The 15709-nt window shown below is 70.6% G+C and carries 15 protein-coding genes; 7 read left to right on the plus strand and 8 right to left on the minus strand.

What is annotated here, in order from left to right; all coding sequences use genetic code 11:
- Positions 1–6: 6 nt before the first annotated feature.
- Both GF068_RS28730 and cysT read right to left on the minus strand, forming a co-directional pair.
- Positions 7–852, minus strand: coding sequence for a sulfate ABC transporter permease subunit (locus GF068_RS28730; RefSeq protein ID WP_153822685.1), 846 nt, complete (start codon positions 850–852; stop codon positions 7–9).
- Positions 845–1687, minus strand: coding sequence for a sulfate ABC transporter permease subunit CysT (cysT, locus tag GF068_RS28735; protein ID WP_206079575.1), 843 nt, complete (start codon positions 1685–1687; stop codon positions 845–847). The genes GF068_RS28730 and cysT overlap by 8 nt, the downstream gene beginning before the upstream one ends.
- A gap of 392 nt (positions 1688–2079) precedes the next feature.
- Between cysT and GF068_RS28740 the strand changes: the two genes are divergently transcribed.
- Positions 2080–2316 (plus strand): hypothetical protein, encoded by a 237-nt coding sequence (locus tag GF068_RS28740; RefSeq protein WP_136927744.1) that lies wholly within the window; start codon positions 2080–2082, stop codon positions 2314–2316.
- 8 nt (positions 2317–2324) lie between these two features.
- Here GF068_RS28740 and GF068_RS28745 read toward each other — a convergent pair whose 3' ends face one another.
- Positions 2325–2768 (minus strand): universal stress protein, encoded by a 444-nt coding sequence (locus GF068_RS28745; protein WP_153822686.1) that lies wholly within the window; start codon positions 2766–2768, stop codon positions 2325–2327.
- A 413-nt stretch (positions 2769–3181) separates the two neighbouring features.
- Here GF068_RS28745 and GF068_RS28750 point away from each other — a divergent pair, with 413 nt between their 5' ends.
- Positions 3182–3643: an RNA recognition motif domain-containing protein gene (locus GF068_RS28750; RefSeq protein WP_153822687.1), complete on the plus strand. Its 462-nt coding sequence runs from the start codon at positions 3182–3184 to the stop codon at positions 3641–3643.
- A gap of 82 nt (positions 3644–3725) precedes the next feature.
- On the opposite strand, the gene eno is transcribed toward GF068_RS28750, so the two are convergent.
- Positions 3726–5000: a phosphopyruvate hydratase gene (gene eno / locus GF068_RS28755; RefSeq protein ID WP_153822688.1), complete on the minus strand. Its 1275-nt coding sequence runs from the start codon at positions 4998–5000 to the stop codon at positions 3726–3728.
- A gap of 116 nt (positions 5001–5116) precedes the next feature.
- Between eno and GF068_RS28760 the strand changes: the two genes are divergently transcribed.
- Both GF068_RS28760 and GF068_RS28765 read left to right on the plus strand, forming a co-directional pair.
- Positions 5117–5752 carry a DotU family type IV/VI secretion system protein gene (locus GF068_RS28760; RefSeq protein ID WP_338046609.1) on the plus strand — a complete coding sequence of 212 codons (636 nt, stop codon included), beginning with the start codon at positions 5117–5119 and terminating at the stop codon, positions 5750–5752.
- Entirely contained in the window at positions 5752–6840 is a 1089-nt protein-coding gene (locus GF068_RS28765) for a type VI secretion system protein (RefSeq protein WP_153822690.1), read from the plus strand. Before GF068_RS28760 ends, GF068_RS28765 begins: the two co-directional genes overlap by 1 nt.
- On the opposite strand, the gene GF068_RS28770 is transcribed toward GF068_RS28765, so the two are convergent.
- On the minus strand, positions 6837–7718 hold the full coding sequence (locus GF068_RS28770; protein ID WP_153822691.1) for a thioredoxin domain-containing protein: 882 nt from the start codon (positions 7716–7718) through the stop codon (positions 6837–6839). The two genes, GF068_RS28765 and GF068_RS28770, sit on opposite strands and share 4 nt — an antisense overlap.
- Before the next feature lie 82 nt (positions 7719–7800).
- On the opposite strand from GF068_RS28770, the gene GF068_RS28775 reads away from it, so the two are divergent.
- Complete coding sequence (locus GF068_RS28775) at positions 7801–9276, plus strand: YncE family protein (RefSeq protein WP_153822692.1); 1476 nt, start codon at positions 7801–7803, stop codon at positions 9274–9276.
- Entirely contained in the window at positions 9273–10655 is a 1383-nt protein-coding gene (locus tag GF068_RS28780) for a YncE family protein (RefSeq protein WP_153822693.1), read from the plus strand. Before GF068_RS28775 ends, GF068_RS28780 begins: the two co-directional genes overlap by 4 nt.
- Positions 10656–10677: 22 nt before the next feature.
- Here GF068_RS28780 and GF068_RS28785 read toward each other — a convergent pair whose 3' ends face one another.
- Positions 10678–11073, minus strand: a complete 396-nt coding sequence (locus tag GF068_RS28785) for a RidA family protein (protein ID WP_153822694.1) — start codon at positions 11071–11073, stop codon at positions 10678–10680.
- Between the two features lie 59 nt (positions 11074–11132).
- Positions 11133–11429 carry a hypothetical protein gene (locus GF068_RS28790; RefSeq protein WP_153822695.1) on the minus strand — a complete coding sequence of 99 codons (297 nt, stop codon included), beginning with the start codon at positions 11427–11429 and terminating at the stop codon, positions 11133–11135.
- Between the two features lie 176 nt (positions 11430–11605).
- On the opposite strand from GF068_RS28790, the gene GF068_RS28795 reads away from it, so the two are divergent.
- On the plus strand, positions 11606–14311 hold the full coding sequence (locus GF068_RS28795) for a M1 family metallopeptidase (RefSeq protein WP_170319737.1): 2706 nt from the start codon (positions 11606–11608) through the stop codon (positions 14309–14311).
- Positions 14312–14831: 520 nt separating this feature from the next.
- Here GF068_RS28795 and GF068_RS28800 read toward each other — a convergent pair.
- Positions 14832–15707: a hypothetical protein gene (locus GF068_RS28800; protein ID WP_153822697.1), complete on the minus strand. Its 876-nt coding sequence runs from the start codon at positions 15705–15707 to the stop codon at positions 14832–14834.
- Positions 15708–15709: the final 2 nt, after the last annotated feature.

Below are 15709 nucleotides of genomic sequence, written 5' to 3' on the forward strand. Positions count from 1 at the left end.
GAGCGCCTAACCTCCCTTTCCTTCGACTTCCACGCGCGAGCCGCGCTTCCGCCGCGCCACGTCGAGCAGCAAGAGCAGCCCGATCGACGCGAGCGCGAGCACCGTCGCCACCACGTACGCGCCGCGCTCGTCCCGATCTTCGAGCGCCCGGTACACGAAGACCGTCGCCGTCTCCGTCTGCCCGGCGACCCCGCCCGACACGAGCAGCACCGCGCCGAACTCGCCGATCGCGCGCGCCATCGTCAGCGTCGCGCCGTACGCGAGCCCCCAGCGGATGCCGGGCAGGGTCACGCGAAAGAAGGTCGTCAGCGGCGACGCGCCGAGCGTGTACGCGGCGAGCTCCTGATCCGTGCCCATCTCCTCGAGCACCGGCCCGACCTCACGCGCCACGAACGGCAACGTCACGAACGACGTCGCCATCGCCATCGCCGGCCAGGCGAACACGACCTCCACGCCGAGCGCGTCCGCGATCGGCCGGAGCAGCCCGCCCTTGCCGAAGAGCGCGAGCAAGACGACGCCCACCGCGACCGGCGAGAGCGCAAACGGCACGTCGACGAGCGCGGAGAGCACGCGTTTTCCCACGAACCGATCCCGCACGAGGACGAAGGCGAGCGCCGTCCCGAGCGCGCCGTTCACCACGACCGCGAGCGCCGTGAGCCTGGCCGTCATGCCGAGCGCGGAGAGCACGTCGGGCCGCGCGAGCACCTCGAAGACGGGCCCGAGCCCGCCCCCGAGCGCGCCGCGCAGGAGCGATCCGACCGGCAAGAGCACGAGCGCGCCCACGTAGAGCACGGCCGCCGCGATCAACGAGGCGCGTACGCCCGCCCTCGGTCTGCCTGCTCGTTCAGCCATGCGCCCCCCGCTGCCGCGCCGAGACGACGAGCACCACGCAGAACGAGATCGTCACGAGCACGAGCGACATCGCGCTCGCCGCGTGCACGTCGCCCGACTCCACCTCCCCGAACACGTGCACCGCCGCGGTCAGCGTCCGCCGTGGGATGTTGCCGGCCACCACGACCACCGAGCCGAACTCGCCGAGGGCCCGCGCGAAGCTCTGCAGCGCGCCCGAGACGACGGCGGGCGCGATCGCGGGCAGCGTCACCCGCCGGAACGTCGTCCACTCGCTCGCGCCGAGCGTGTAGGCGGCCTCCTCGTCGGCCCCGTCGAGCTCGTGCAGCACTGGCTGCACCGTGCGCACCACGAGCGGCAGCGTCACGAAGAGCAGGGCGAGGAGGATCGCCGGCGGGGCGTAGACCACGCGAAAACCCGCCGCCTCGAAGAGCTGCCCGAGCGCGGCGTGGGGCCCGAGGAGCGTGACGATCATCATGCCCGTCACGAGCGTCGGGATGGCGAAGGGCAGGTCGATGAGGACGTCGAGCAGCTTGCGTCCGGGGAACCGGTAGCGGACGAGCACGTACGCGATGAGCGTGCCCATCACCGCGTTGACGGCGGCCATCACGAGCGCCGTCTGCAGGGTCAGGAGGATGGCCGCGCGCGCGACCGGGTGGACGAGGGCCCGACCGAGCTCGCCGAGCCCGCGGGAGAGTCCTTCCCGCGCGAGCGTCGCGACCGGCAGCGCCACCATGAGCAGGAGGTAGGACCCTGCCGCGACGCGCAACCCGAGCTTGCCGAGCTGCTGTCCTCGCGCCCTCGAGCGGCTCGTCGGCCGGGCTTCGGCCAGCTCCACGGTCGTGCTCAATCGAGCGTGAGAATGGCGCGCCGCGTAGCTCGTCCGCAACCCCGATTTGAAAGTTGCATCGGAAAGATGCGACAATGTGCTCGGAGGGGCGCGAAGGGGGGGTTCGTCCCTCGCTCGGGTCGCGTCGCCACGTGCGGACCGCCTTGCAATTTCCCCCGTGATCTGCAGTCGATACGTGGTGTAGGTCTCCAGGGTTGCGGCGTCCCCGCGATTCTGGTAACCACCTCGAACGTGATCAGTGCGATGCGTGGGAACCCACACGCCCTTTCATCGCGTCTCCTGATCGCGCTTGCCCAGGCCGAGGGACACGTGGACCCCGGCGTCGGGCGTCGTAACGCGACGTTCCACGGCTTGACGGAACGAGCGTAATCACCCCGAACATGAGCCCGCCGGAAACACTCTTCGACAAGGTGATTGCCGCCAGTGGTCTTTCGGAGGTGTTTGCCCGAGGTACCATCAAGCGCGCGTGTTCGCGCGTGGGGGTGACGGCGGAGACGATGAGCCCCTCGGAGCTCGCGCGCGCGCTCGGCTCGATCGAGCAGGCGCTGTCGGTCTTCCTGCCGCCGGATCAGAAAGACTCGCGCATGCAGGCCATCCGCGCCCTCTCGCGCGGCTGAGACACGGGTCACGTGTCGGTCGCGCGGACCGTCATCACGGGGACCTCGGCGTGGCGGAGCACGCCCACGGCCACGCTGCCGAGGAGCACGCGGCCGATCGCGCCGCGGCCGTGCGTGCCCATCACGATGAGATCGGCCGAGATCTCCTTCGCGGTCCGGCAAATTTCGTCGGCCGAGCGCCCCTCGCGCAGCACGGCGTCGAGCGTGACGCCGCGGGCTCGCTGCGCCTCGACGAAGGCGTCGAGCTGCTTTTGCGCGCCCTGCTGCACGCTCTCGGCGAGCTCGCTCGTGGGGATGTAGGACCCGTCGGGGAAGTTGTAGACGGGCAGGCTGTAGACGTGAACGACGGTCACCTTGGCGCCGAGCTTCGTGGCGAGCTCGAGCGCGCTCTCCAGCGCGCGCTGCGAGGTCTCTTCGAAGTCGATCGGCACGAGGATCTTCTGGAACGCCATGGTCTCTCCCTGATGCGTTGGTCCGGGATCGGAAGGTCGCGGGGCGCCGCTTCGTTATCACGTCCGCCCGCTCGTGGCGTGATCGTGCGCGTTTCGCCCGCGCGAAACCAGCCTGCGCGACGCGCCGGAGCGGACGCGTCCTACCCTGGACGGACGGCTCTCGCGCGGCGATCAGCTACGGAAACCGGCGTTTCCCGCGTCGCGATAGTTGCTTGCGTGTTGGGGACCGCGGCGTTAGCCTCATGATTGCCCTAGGCCCGTTCGTCGTCGAACTCTGACAGCCCGCTTTGCTCGCGCGCTCGATCTGTATCGGCTGACGGTCGCTCGTCTGTGTGGTCTCGAAGCGATCCGATGCATGGCCCGGGTCGCCTCCGGGGAAGGTCAGGAGAGGTCGTGCATCGGGTGGTCTGAGGATGAGCAAGCGACTGTACGTGGGCAATTTGGCCTTCCATTCCACCGAGGAGAGCGTCCGCAGCGCTTTCCAGGCCGCCGGGGTGGAGGTGGTGGGTGTCCAGGTCATGACCGATCGGGTGACGGGGCAATCGCGCGGGTTCGGTTTCGTGGACGTGGCGGGCGACAAGGAAGCGCAGGCGGCGATCGATGCGCTTCACGGCAAGAGCCTGGACGGTCGCACCCTGACCGTGAACGAGGCGCGTGAGCGCACGCCGGGCGGCGGCGGCGGTGGTGGTGGCTTCCGCGGCGGCGGCGGCGGCATGGGCGGCGGCGGCGGCGGTGGTTACGGCGGCGGCGGCGGTGGTGGCGGCGGCGGTCGTGGCGGCGGCGGCGGTGGTCGTGGCGGCGGCGATCGGCGCGGCGGTCGTGGCGGCGGCGGCGGCCGGGATCGTGGCGGTCGGGATCGCGGCGATCGCTGGTAGGACGTGAGGGTCCGGCGAGAGCCGGCCCGATACGGAGGCGCCCCGGAGCATGGCTTCGGGGCGCTTCGTTTTTGTGCGCGCTTCAGCGCTTGAAGGGCTTCTTGGCGGCGAACATCTGTCCCTCGCCGAGCTCGAAGCCGATGCGCAGGAGCTGGTTGTACTTGGCCACGCGATCCGAGCGGGAGGACGAGCCCGTCTTGATCTGGCCCGCGTTCGTGGCGACCGCGAGGTCGGCGATGAACGTGTCCTCGGTCTCGCCGGAGCGGTGCGAGATGATCGAGCGGTAGCCGCCTTCGCCCGCGGTGCGGATGCAGTCGAGCGTCTCGGTGACCGTGCCGATCTGGTTCAGCTTGATCAGGATGGCGTTGGCGATTCCCTCGGACATGCCACGCGCGAGGCGCTCGGGGTTCGTGACGAAGAGGTCGTCGCCGACGAGCTGCACCTTCTTGCCGAGCTTCTCCGAGATGAGCCTCCAGCCCTTGTCGTCGTTCTCCGCGCAGCCGTCCTCGATCGAGACGATCGGGTAACGCGCGCAGAGGTCCTCGTAGATCGCGACGAGCTCCTCGGGCGTCTTCGGCCCCTTGTCGAAGGTGTAGAGGCCCTTGTCCGCGTCGAAGAACTCGCTCATCGCGGCGTCGAGCGCGAGGCCGATGTCCTCGCCGGGCTTGTAGCCGGCCGCCTCGATCGCGCGCATGACCTCCCCGAGCGCCGACTCGTTCGTGGCGAGGCGCGGCGCGAAGCCACCCTCGTCGCCCACGGCCGTGACGTGCCCGCCCTTCTTCAGGATCCCCTTCAGCGTGTGGAAGATCTCGACGCCCATGCGCAGCGCCTCCTCGAACGAGGGCGCGCCGTAAGGCACGATCATGAACTCCTGCACTTCCAGGCCGTTGTCGGCGTGCACGCCGCCGTTCAGGATGTTCATGAGCGGCGTCGGCAGCACACGCGCGGCGGCGCCGCCGAGGTACCGCCAGAGGGGCAGACCCACGGTGTCGGCCGCGGCGCGCGCCACGGCCATCGAGACGCCGAGGATCGCGTTTGCGCCGAGCTTGCCCTTGTTCGAGGTGCCGTCGGCGTCGATGAGGACCTTGTCGACCGCGCTCTGGTCGAGGGCGTCCATCCCCACGACGGCCGGGCCGAGGACGGTGTCCACGTTGCGGACCGCCTTCGAGACGCCCTTGCCCAGGTACCGCTTCTTGTCGCCGTCGCGCAGCTCGACGGCCTCGTACGCCCCCGTGGAGGCCCCGCTCGGGACCGCGGCGCGCCCCAGGCCGCTCGTCGTCCTGACCTCGACCTCCACGGTGGGGTTGCCACGGGAATCGAGGATCTCACGGGCCATCACGCTCTGAATCTCGGACATGAGGAACGCTCCTTCGGCAGAGGGCGGGAGCATAGCGTGGCCTTCGTCATCGAACAGCCGATCACGACAGAAGTCTTCCTCCCCGGGGCGTGACTCGCGTTATGCTCCCCGGCCCCGTGGAACGTTCGATCGGCGTGTATGGCGAGGAGCTGCTCCTCTGGATCTGCGCGGTGCGCCAGTCTCCGAGGCGTCCGCCCGCGGAGCACCTGCTCCAGACGGCGAACTCCCTGATGAACGAGCTGAAGAGCTCGAAGGCGTCCGAGGCGCTGCCCGTCGTCTCCGCCGACGATGGGCAGTTCGCCATCGCCGCGATCATCGACGAGATCGCCATGAGCCTGCCGGACCTGCGTCCGCTCTGGTCGCAATACTCGCTCCAGGCGACGCGCTGGTACACGACGAACGCGGGCGTCGAGTTCTACCAGCGCCTCGAGCGCGTGAAGGAGGGCCCGAAGAGCGTGCTCGCCACGTACTACGTGGTGCTCGGGCTCGGCTTCATGGGCAAGTTCGGGCTTCCCGGGCAGGTGCAATACGGCGCGACGCAGACCCGCATCGACGTCGCGCGGGCCCTCGGCGTGGACGCCGATCGCGACTGGCACGCGGGCGCGCTCCGGCCCGTGCGCGAGGAGACGGTGCGCCCGATCGACCACCAGACGCCCTGGTGGAAATCGCTCTGGATGAGCCGCGGGATCGGGATCTTCTTCGTGGTCGTGGGCCTCGTCCTGGTCCTCGTCTCGCTGCTCGGGGGCAAGTGATGGCGAACGAGACCGGCCCGTTCACGCAGGAGATCGACGCGCTGCTCGCGGCGATCGCGCAGAAGCACCCGACCAAGAAGGCGCCGTACCAGGTGCCGATCTACCTCGTCGTTGGTGATCCGGGCACGGGGCGATCGACGGCGATCCGCTCGCAGTTCCTCACGTGGTCCTCGGGCGACGGGCCCCTGCCGCCCGCGTCGACCACGCCGTTCTGCACGTACTGGATGGCCGACGAGTGCGTGTTCATCGAGCCCGAAGGTCACGTGATGGGCCCGCGCCGCGATCCGGCCCTGCTCGAGGCGCTCTGCAAGGAGCTCCTGCGCAAGCGCCCGCGCGAGCCGCTCGACGCGCTCATCCTCGTCCTGAACGTCGCGGCCTTCGCCGACATGGACGAGGAGGGCGTGAAGGCGTACGCGAAGAACTACCGCGACATGCTCGTGGAGATCGGCGTGCACCTCGCCGGCGACGTGCCCACGTACGTCATCCTCACGCGCTTCGACACGGTCTGGGGCTTCGCCGACGTCTTCCAGTGGACGCCCGAGCGCAAGCGCGAAGATCCCTGGGGCTTCACGCTCCACCAGGAGGTCGCGCCGCAGGACGCGCTGCCGAAGATCCGCGAGGAGCTCGACGGGCTCGGCGCGCGTATCGAGATGTTCTGCTTCGCCAAGCTCTCGGGCGAGGAGCCCGTCGAGACGCGCATCCGCGCCTACCAGCACCTCGTGGAGGTGCGCGAGCTGCTCGATCGGCTGCGTGTCCTCTTCGGCGTGCTCGCGATGCCAAACGCCTACGAGCGCGTGCCGTGGTTCCGCGCGCTCGCGATCGGCAGCGCGGTCCCCGGCGTCGGCGACCGGCAACGCGCGGGCGTCGCGCGTTTCCAGAGCATGGGCCTCTACCCGGCGCAGATGCCCCAGGGCATGCGGCCGGGCGGGCTGCCGATCCACGCGCTCGTCAAGACCGTCACCTTGCCCGAGAAGGAGCTCGTCCCGCTGCGGGTGCGCTGGCGGGACGACCTCGCGACCTTGATCCTCGCCGGCTCGGCGGTGCTCGTGTGGATCGCCGCGATCATCGTCGCGGGCGTGAACCGCTAGCGCTTGGCGCCGCGGGCGAGCTCGATCTCCATCGAGACCCAGGCGTCGAGGTCGGGCTCGGGCTTGAAGAGGCCGAGATCGAACTCGCGGCCGTTGATCAGGAGGAACGGCGTGCCCATGAGGCCGGCGTCGTCCGCGGCGGCCTTGTCGCGATCGATCGCCTTCGTCGCCGCCTCCGACTGCATGTCCGCGCGGAGCTTGCCCATGTCGAGCCCGAGCTCCTCGGCGATCTCGCCGATCGTCGCCTCGCCGAGTTTGTCCTGGTTCTCGAAGAGCTCGCGCTCCATCTCCCAGTAGCGCCCCTGCCGATGGGCGGCCCAGGCGGCGCGGGCCGCGAGCTCCGCGTGGGTGTGCCTCGGCAACGGGTAGAACTTGTGCACGAGGCGCACGTCGTCCTCGTGCGCGGCGGCGACGCGCTCGATCATCGGCACGATCCTCCGGCACGCGGGGCACTCGAAGTCCGACCAGACCGTGATCGTGACGGGCGCGTTCTCCGGGCCCTTCGTCGGCGAGCCGGCCACGTCGACCGCGTGGACCTTGCCCCCGAAGCGGATCTCGTAGGCCTTCTCGGCGTCGGCGCGGGCGAGGCCGGCCTTCACGCGTTCGGCGAGGAAACGCGCCGCGGGGGCGCACGCCGAGCAAGGTCGCTTCTCGTCGAGGCATTCGGCGAGCGTCACGGCCTGGTCGGCGCACGGCGTGTACACCGTGTCGAGCAGACGTTCGTACGTCTCGCGCTCGCGTGGCACGAGATCCGACACGTCCACGGGCCTCGACGCGCCGGTGTCGACGACGGCGCTCCCTGCCTGTTGCCCCCCGCCACACGCGCTCGCGAAGAGCGTCGCCGGAAGCAGGAGCGGAAAGATCGTTCGGAGATTCACGCGCCGATACTACACCGCCGCGGGCGGATCGGCGTTGCCCCACTCGACGCCGGGGCGCGCTCGGGGTATTCACCGGCCGAACGTGCACGACGCCGTACCGCCTCCTCCTGCTCCCGCGACGACCAGCGCGCCGGTCTCCGTCCGCGACGCTGGCAAGAAGCGGCTGCGGTGCCCGACGTGCCTCGAGCTCGTGACGCCCGGGGTCGAGCTCTGCCCCGAGTGCGACGAGCCCCTCGCCGGCCCGAGGAGCCTTCGGTCGGGCACGACGACGGCCAAAGCGCCGAGCTGGCTCTCCTTGCACTGGCGCCCGCTCGTCACGGGCCTCGCGATGATGGGCGTGCTCGCGACCGGCATCGCCCTCCGGAGCCTCGCCCCCGGCCGCTTCTTGCCGCCCCGCGCCGCCTCGCGTTCGCCGGCGACCGTCACGCCGACCTGCACCGCGCCCTGCTGGCACGGCGAGGCTTGCCAGGTCGGCCAGTGTGTCTGGCAAAAGCCAAACGACGTCGGGCACCTCGGCGAACAGCCGCTCGTGACGGGGCCCTTCGCCCTGCCGAAGGACGTCTCCGACGCCTTGCCGCTCGACCAGGACCGCTTCGCGCTCGCGCTCCTGGCGGGCATCGAGGTGCACGACGCGCGCACGGGCGCGCTCGTCACGCTCGTCAGCGACGCCCCGCAGATCAAGGGCCTCTACCGCGTCGGCGACCACCTCTACGCGACCTCGCCGCAGCGGCTCTACGTGGTCGACGCGGCCTCGATGGGCCTTTCGAAGACCATCGATCTCGGCGCCATGGTCGGGCAGGTGTCGGTCGGGGCGAACGGCCGGCGCGCGCTCGTGTCGTTGCCCTCGGCGCACGCGGTGGCGATCCTGGCGACCGAGTATCACGCGGAGATCGACCGCATCCACTTCGGCGACGATCCCGTCGGGCCGATGGGCGTCGACGACACGGGCACGCGCGCGCTCGGCACGACGGGCCAGGTCCCGCTCTCGGGCCTCCGGGATCCCGCGGGCGGCGCCGTCTATGCCTTCGATCCGAGCCGGCTCGCGTCGCAGCAGGACCGCGTGCGCACCTCGATGCTGGGCAACCCCGTCAGCGTGCTCATGACGCCGGACGGCAGCACGAGTTACGTCGCGCTACGCGCCGAGGACGCGCTCGTCCCGCTCGAGTGGCTGCCGTCGGGCGCGGTGCGCCGCCGCGAGCGTATCCAGACCTGCGACGAGCCCGAGCAGATCGAGCTCGTGCGGCGTGGCCGTCGCGCGCTCGTGCGTTGCAACGAGGGGCGCGCGCTCGAGGTCTTCGACCTCGCGAAGGGCGAGCTCGCGCGGCACATCCCGTTCAACGGGCGGGCGACCGACCTCGTGGTCACGCCCGACGGCGAGCAGGCCCTCGTGACGCTCACGGGGGACGGCGCGGGCTCGCTCGCGATCGTCGACCTCGAGACCTACGCGGTGAAGCTCCTTCCGCTCTCGGGTGAGCCCAAGCGCGTCAGGCTCACGCCGGACGGCCGCACGGCGCTCGTCTTCTCGGACTGGGCCAAGGTCGCGTGGGTGGTGCGATGAGCCAGCAGCGCGTCCCGTGCCCTGCGTGCAAGGCGCCGATCGTCCACGGGGCGCGCAAGTGCCGCGCCTGCAAGACGTGGCTCGTGCAGGAGGCGCAGCCGCGGGCGCCGCGCGTGATCCTCGGCGGCCTCGCGCTCGTCGGGACGATCTTCGCCGTCGTCGTGGGCGGGCGCGAGTCGCCCGTGGGTGAGGCGCCGCCGCTGACGAACCTCGACCCCTCGGCCTCGTCCGCGGCGGCGGGGGCGCCGCGCCCCGGCTCGATTGGCCCCGAAATCGAGGCCGAGCCCGAGCCTTTGCCGGCCGACCCGCAGAAGCGCTGGAAGGTCCGCGAGATTCGCCTCGGCGACAACGTCCATCCGCTCGACGTCGTCTTCCACCCGAAGGGCACGAGCGTCTACGTCAGCGCGGACGACGCCTCGCTGCGCGAGTACAGGCTGAAGACGGGCGAGCTCGTGCACAAGGCGTCGATGCCGGCGCAGGGCGACGAGCTCCGGATGCTCTTCGACCGGTACGTGGCCGTCCTCCGGCACGAGGACGCGGCGCGCATCCCGGTGATGGACACGTCGGCGTGGGATCGGGATCCCGTGCTGCTCAACGTCGGCAAGAGCCCTGGCGAGATTGTGCCGATGCCGGACGGCCGCAGCGTCGTGGCCTCGACCATCGACGGCAAGCGCGTCGCGCGTTTCGATTTGCCGACGGGCGTGCGCCTCGCGGACATCACCTTCCCGCACGCGACGGGCCAGCTCTTCCTCGTCCGCGCGGAGAACCGCCCGTACATCGCGGCGATGGGCGCGCTCTCGCATGGCGGCCGCGCGGCGGGCGCGTGGATCGACCTCTTCGACCCGAGCGAGGAGCCCTTCGGCGCCACGCGCCGCAGCATCTTCGTCGGCCGCGAGCCGCGCACCGGCGCGATCAGCCGTGACGGCGGCTCGCTCTTCTTCCCGGACCGTGTCTCGAACAAGGCCGTGCTCCTCGACATCGCCGCGACCACCGAGGTCAAGTCGACGCCCGTCGGCCTCGGCCCGTCGCAGGGGTTTCTCCTCCACGACGATCGCCTCGGCGTCACGCTCGACAGCAAGGCGCGCACGGTGACGGTCGTCGACCTCGCCACCATGAAGGTCACGAGCACGCTCATGCTGGACGGCGTGCCTTGCGCGGGCGCGGCCTCGCCGGACGGGCGCACGCTCTTCGTCGCGCTCGGCGGCACCGAGCGGCCCCCGAAGGGCAGCGGCGTCGCCGTGATCGCCGGTGATCCGCTGCGCGTCGTCGCCACGCTCCCGACGGGCCCGGGCGTCTGCGCCGTCGACGTCACGCGTGACGGCTCTCGCGCCGTCGTCGCGTCCTATTACGACAAATCGGTCCTCGTCATCGAGCAATGAGCCGGCGCGGCGCTCGTCGCGCTCACGCCATCTCCTCGACGTAGGCGTCCACCTCGATTTCCACGAGCATGTCCGGCGCGATGAGCCGCCGCACCTCGACCATCGTCGCGGCGGGCGCGTGTGCGCCGACCTTCTCCTGGTGTGCGCGCCCGATCTCGGGCCAGCGCTCGATGTCGGTCACGTACATCCGTGTCCGCACCACGTCTGCGAGCGACCCGCCGAGCTCTCGCAGCGCTGCCTCGATGATCTCGAAACATCGAACGGCCTGCGCATACGCGTCTCCTTTTGCGTGTGTCCCTCCGCCCACCGCGACGGGCGCCGTCCCGCCCACGTACACGTGCGGCCCGATCGCCACGGCCCGGCAATAGCCCACGCGCGCCTCCCACGCGGCGCCCGAGAAGACGCGTCGTTTTCTCATCACCCGGGTCTACCACGGGACGGCGCGTCCCATGGGCGCCCCCGACCGTGGAGGGGTCGTCATTGCGCCTGCGGCTTCGGCGCGAGGAGGGCGCGCCAGAGCTCGAGGTTGGAGAGGTCGACGATGGCGTCCGCCACGTGATCCGGCCCCTCCGAGCGCAGGTGCTCGGCGAGCCGCTCCTGCTCGTCCGGGCGGAGCGGCCGCCGGAGCCGTCGCTCGATCTGGTGCGTGAACACCACGAGCTGGCCCTGGGCAAACCCCTCGATGCGCCCCTCCTCGATCCCCATCACGCGCCCCTCCTCGCGCCCCTCCTCGATCCCCATTGCCTTTCCTTCCCTGAAGATCCGGTTTTGCATGACGATCTCCCGCGACAAACAGGAGTGTACCACATCCGCGAGCCCTCGCTCTCTCTTGTCCGCCTCTGCCAGCGCCACCATCGCCGCGCGGCCGCCGCGCTCCCCGAACCATCGTGATTTCGAGCGCCCCTCGTGCCACCATGCCCGCGCCGGAACCTCGCTCGAAGGCTCGAAGGATGAAATCCCCCCGCACCCTCCTCGCCCTCCTCGCCACCACCGTCGCTTGCTCGGCCGCCCCTCCGCCGCCCTCGCCTCCGCCGCCCTCCCCGACCGCCGCCGCCAAACCTTCGGCCCGAGCGCCTTCGGACCTCCCCGCGCCTCCCGCGGGCCTGCGCCTCCCGCGCGCCGTGCACCCGCTTCGTTATGCCGCGACGCTCACCCTCGTCCCTGGGGACGACGTCCTCCGCGGCGAGATCACCATCGACCTCAGCCTCGCCGAGCCCACGCGTGTCCTCTGGCTCCACGCCGAGAAGCTCACCGTCGACGAGGCCCGCATCGAAGCGGGGGCCAGACACCTCCCCCTCCGCGTCGTGCCGACCGACGACGGCCTCCTCGGCTTCGCGCTCGATACCGCGGCGCCGCCCGGCCCGGCGCGCCTCGTCGTGAAATACCGCGGCGTGATCTCCGCCGTCGACGACCACGGCGCCTTTCGTGAGGAGGAGGGCGGCGCCTCGTACATCTTCTCCCATTTCGAGGCCACCGCCGCGCGCCGCGTCTTTCCTTGTATCGACGACCCCGGCGTGAAGGTCCCCTGGCAGCTCTCCCTCCGCGTGCGCGAGGCCGACGTCGCCCTCTCGAATACGCGTGTGCTCGGCGAGGACGAGGAGCCGGGTGGCATGAAGCTCGTCCGCTTCGCGCCCACGCCGCCATTGCCGAGTTATCTCCTCGCCTTCGCGGTTGGCCCCTTCGACATCGTCGACGCCGGCGTGGCCGGGAAAAACAAGGTCCCCGTCCGTATCGTCGTCCCCCGCGGCCTCGCCGAGAAGGCCTCGTTCGCGGCGAAGACCACGCCGCCCCTGCTCGGCATGGCCGAGGCGTACCTCGGCTCGGCTTATCCGTACGACAAACTCGACGTCGTCACCATTCCGCGCCTCTCCTCCTTCGGCGCCATGGAAAACCCTGGGCTCGTCACCTACGGCGCCCGCGGCTCGCTCTCCGCGCCGTCCGACGAGACCCCGATGTTCCGCCGCGGCTTCACCGCGACCATGGCCCACGAGCTCGCCCATCAATGGTTCGGCAACCTCGTGACCATGGACTTCTGGGACGATCTCTGGCTCAACGAGGCCTTCGCCACCTGGATGGGCAGCAAGATCGTCGAGCAGTTCGCCCCCGCGTGGCGCGAGGACGCCCGCCGCGTCGCCATGACCTCGTATGCCATGAGCGAGGACGGCCTGCTCAGCGCGCGCAAGATCCGGCAGGAGATCCTCACCCAGGACGACATCTCCAATGCCTTCGACGGCATCACCTACCAGAAAGGCGCGGCCGTCCTCCGCATGTTCGAGGCCTACGTCGGCCCCGACAAGTTCCAGCGCGGCGTCCGCCGCTACCTCGACGAGCACGCCCACGGCAATGCGAAGGCGGCCGACTTTCTGGCCGCGCTCTCGGCCGAGACGAGCCCCGAGATCGGCGCCGCCATCGCGACGTTCCTCGACCAGCCCGGCGTCCCGCTCGTCAAGGCCGAGCTCTCGTGCGAGAAGGGCAAGAGCCCCGCGGTAAAACTCTCGCAATCGCGGTGGCTCCCCGCCGGATCGGCGGGCGCGGCCGAATCGACGTGGCACGTCCCCGTTTGTCTCCGGTATGGCGCCGGCCCCGAGGCGCGCGCTTGCACGCTCCTCACGACGAAGACGGCCGAGCTCCCGCTCGAAAGTGCGAAATCGTGCCCGGCCCTGGTCGCCCTCAAGGACGACGGCGTCGGTTATCATCACGCCGATCCCGGCAAGGAGGCGCTCGCGCGGCTCCTCGGCAAACCGGGCACCTTCCTCGGATTGCCCCAGCGCCTCGCGCTCCTCGACGACGCCTCGGCGCTCGTCGAGAGTGGCGCCCTCGGCTCTGGCGACGTGCTCTCCCTCGTCCCCGGCCTCGTCGCTGGGCGCGAGCCACTGCTCGAGCGCGGCGCGGCCTCCCTCGTCGCTCGCGTGCGCGACGTGCACGTCCCCGCCGACCTCCGCCCGCGATTCGCGCGTTTCGTCTCTCGCACCTTCGGCCCTCGCGCCCGCGCGCTTGGCCTGCTCCCGAAGCCCGGCGAGGACGAATCCATCACCTTCCTCCGCCCGCTGCTCGTCTCGCTCGTCGCGGATCGTGGCGAGGATCCGGCCTTGCTCGCCGAGCTTCGTGCCCTCGCCTCGCGATTCCTCGACGATCCGGCCGCGGCCCCCCTCGACGTCGCGGGCCCTGCGCTCGCCCTCGCGGCGCGGCACGGCGGCGATCGGGCGCTCTTCGACCGATTGCGCGAGGCCGCCAGAAACGAGCGCGACGAGCGCCGCCGCAGCGCCCTGCTCGAGGCGCTCACGAGCTTCCGCGCCCCTGCCCTCGTCGACGAATCCCTCGCGCTCGTGCTCGAGGGCGGCTTCGATCCGCGCAGCGCCGTCCGGCTGTTCCGTCAGGACGAGCGAATGCTCGATCGCTCCCTCGGCTATATCGAAAAAAACTGGAGCGCCCTCGTCACGCGGATGCCGGGCGAGGCCCTCGGTTACCTCCCGCTCGTGTTCCAGGGCGCTTGTGACGAAGCCGGGCGCGCGGCCGTCGCGCGCGTCTTCGAGGGCCGCGTCTCCGAGATCGTCGGCGCTCCGCGCTCCCTCGCGCAGTCCCTCGAGGCGATCTCCCTCTGCGTGGCCCAGCAAAAGAAGCTCGAGCCGAGCCTCCGGGCATTTCTTCAGAAATAGTAGCCGGCGCGGTCCCCCGAGCAACACGCGCGAAAATCGGATCGTCCCCCGAGGACCGCGGAACACCGTTCGTTTTTGGAGGACGGGGGCTGTTCGGCGGCGGAACGACCCGCGCGTCCGCCTGCCGGGGGCGGTTCGGGCGGGGAACCGGGGCGGGGCGCGGGGCAGGGCTGTTCCGCGGCGGAACAGCGGGGGGACGGCTCTGCGGCCCGGGGCTGTTTCGCGAAACCGGGGTGGGCTCGCCGCGCGTGCCGAGCTTGTTCCGGGCGCGGACCGTCGCCGGGCGGATCACGCACGGCCTGCTCCTTCGCGCCGCAGGCGAGCGGCGCGCGCAGCGAGCGCTGTGTTGGCCTGGGACTGCGGAGGGGCGATCGCGTCGAACGTCGGTGGGGCGAGACCGGGGGTCGCTTCTGCCGGAGACGCGATCGGTTCGGGGGCGAAACAGGGATGGGATTTTCGGCGCGGCGGTTGTTCCGGCGATCCGTGGGAGCTTCGTGGATCCTCCCGTCCCTGCCGGGTGTTACTTTTTGGTCTTTGCCTTGAGCGCGGCGGCCTTTTCGAGCAGCGCTTTTGCTTGCGCTTCGAGCTCCTCGGCGGCCTCGGCCTGGGCGAGGCGCTCCTCCTCGGCGCGCGCCTCGGCTTCGGCTTCTTCTTCGAGCTTCGCGAGCAGGGCCTTTCGCTCCTCGAGCTGGGCCGTGAGCTCCTCGATCGACGTCTTCACCTCGTCGATCGTCTCCTCCTCGTCCCGCGGCGGCTCGCTGTAGAAGAAACGCTCGGCGAAATCGCGCGGCAGGCTGTGATTCTCGAAGGGCAGCTTGGCGAGGCCTCCATGCGCCTCCTTGCGGGCGGCGTTCACCTTGTCGATGAACTGCTTGCGATTGCCCACGTCGCGGAAGTCGCGATTCGTCGATTGCGCGCTCTTGCGTTGTTTGTCGGCGTCCTCCGCGGCGGCGACGAGCGTCTCGGCCTCGGGGGCGAGGGCGACGAGCACGGGCACGCCGCATTTCGCGAGCGTCTCGGCCCAATCGCTCATGAGCGCGAGTTGCCCGCCGAGGACGGGCCGCCGGAACTTCGCGAGTGGCTTGTTCTTGAAGAGCGCCTTGCGGAGCTGCTTGCGTGTATTGCCGCTCGTGGACTCGTCGACGATGCGGGAGACACGGCCGGCGAAGCCATCGAGCCCCCCGTCGGCCTTGTCGACGCCTGCCTGCGCTTGCGCGAGCAGGTCGAGGATATCGATCTCCTCGAGGAGGATGAGCTTCCAATGGTCGCGTAGCGCCTGGAAGACCGGCACGTAACCCGCGGCCAGCGGCTCCTGCTTGGCCTGGGAGAGGGTGTATTGCAATTCCCGCAGGAGGGTGAAAAGGCCGAGGCGATAGGCGAGGGTGCGAACTCCCATGG

It is taken from the genome of Polyangium spumosum (assembly GCF_009649845.1).
Classification (GTDB): Bacteria; Myxococcota_A; Polyangia; order Polyangiales; family Polyangiaceae; genus Polyangium; species Polyangium spumosum.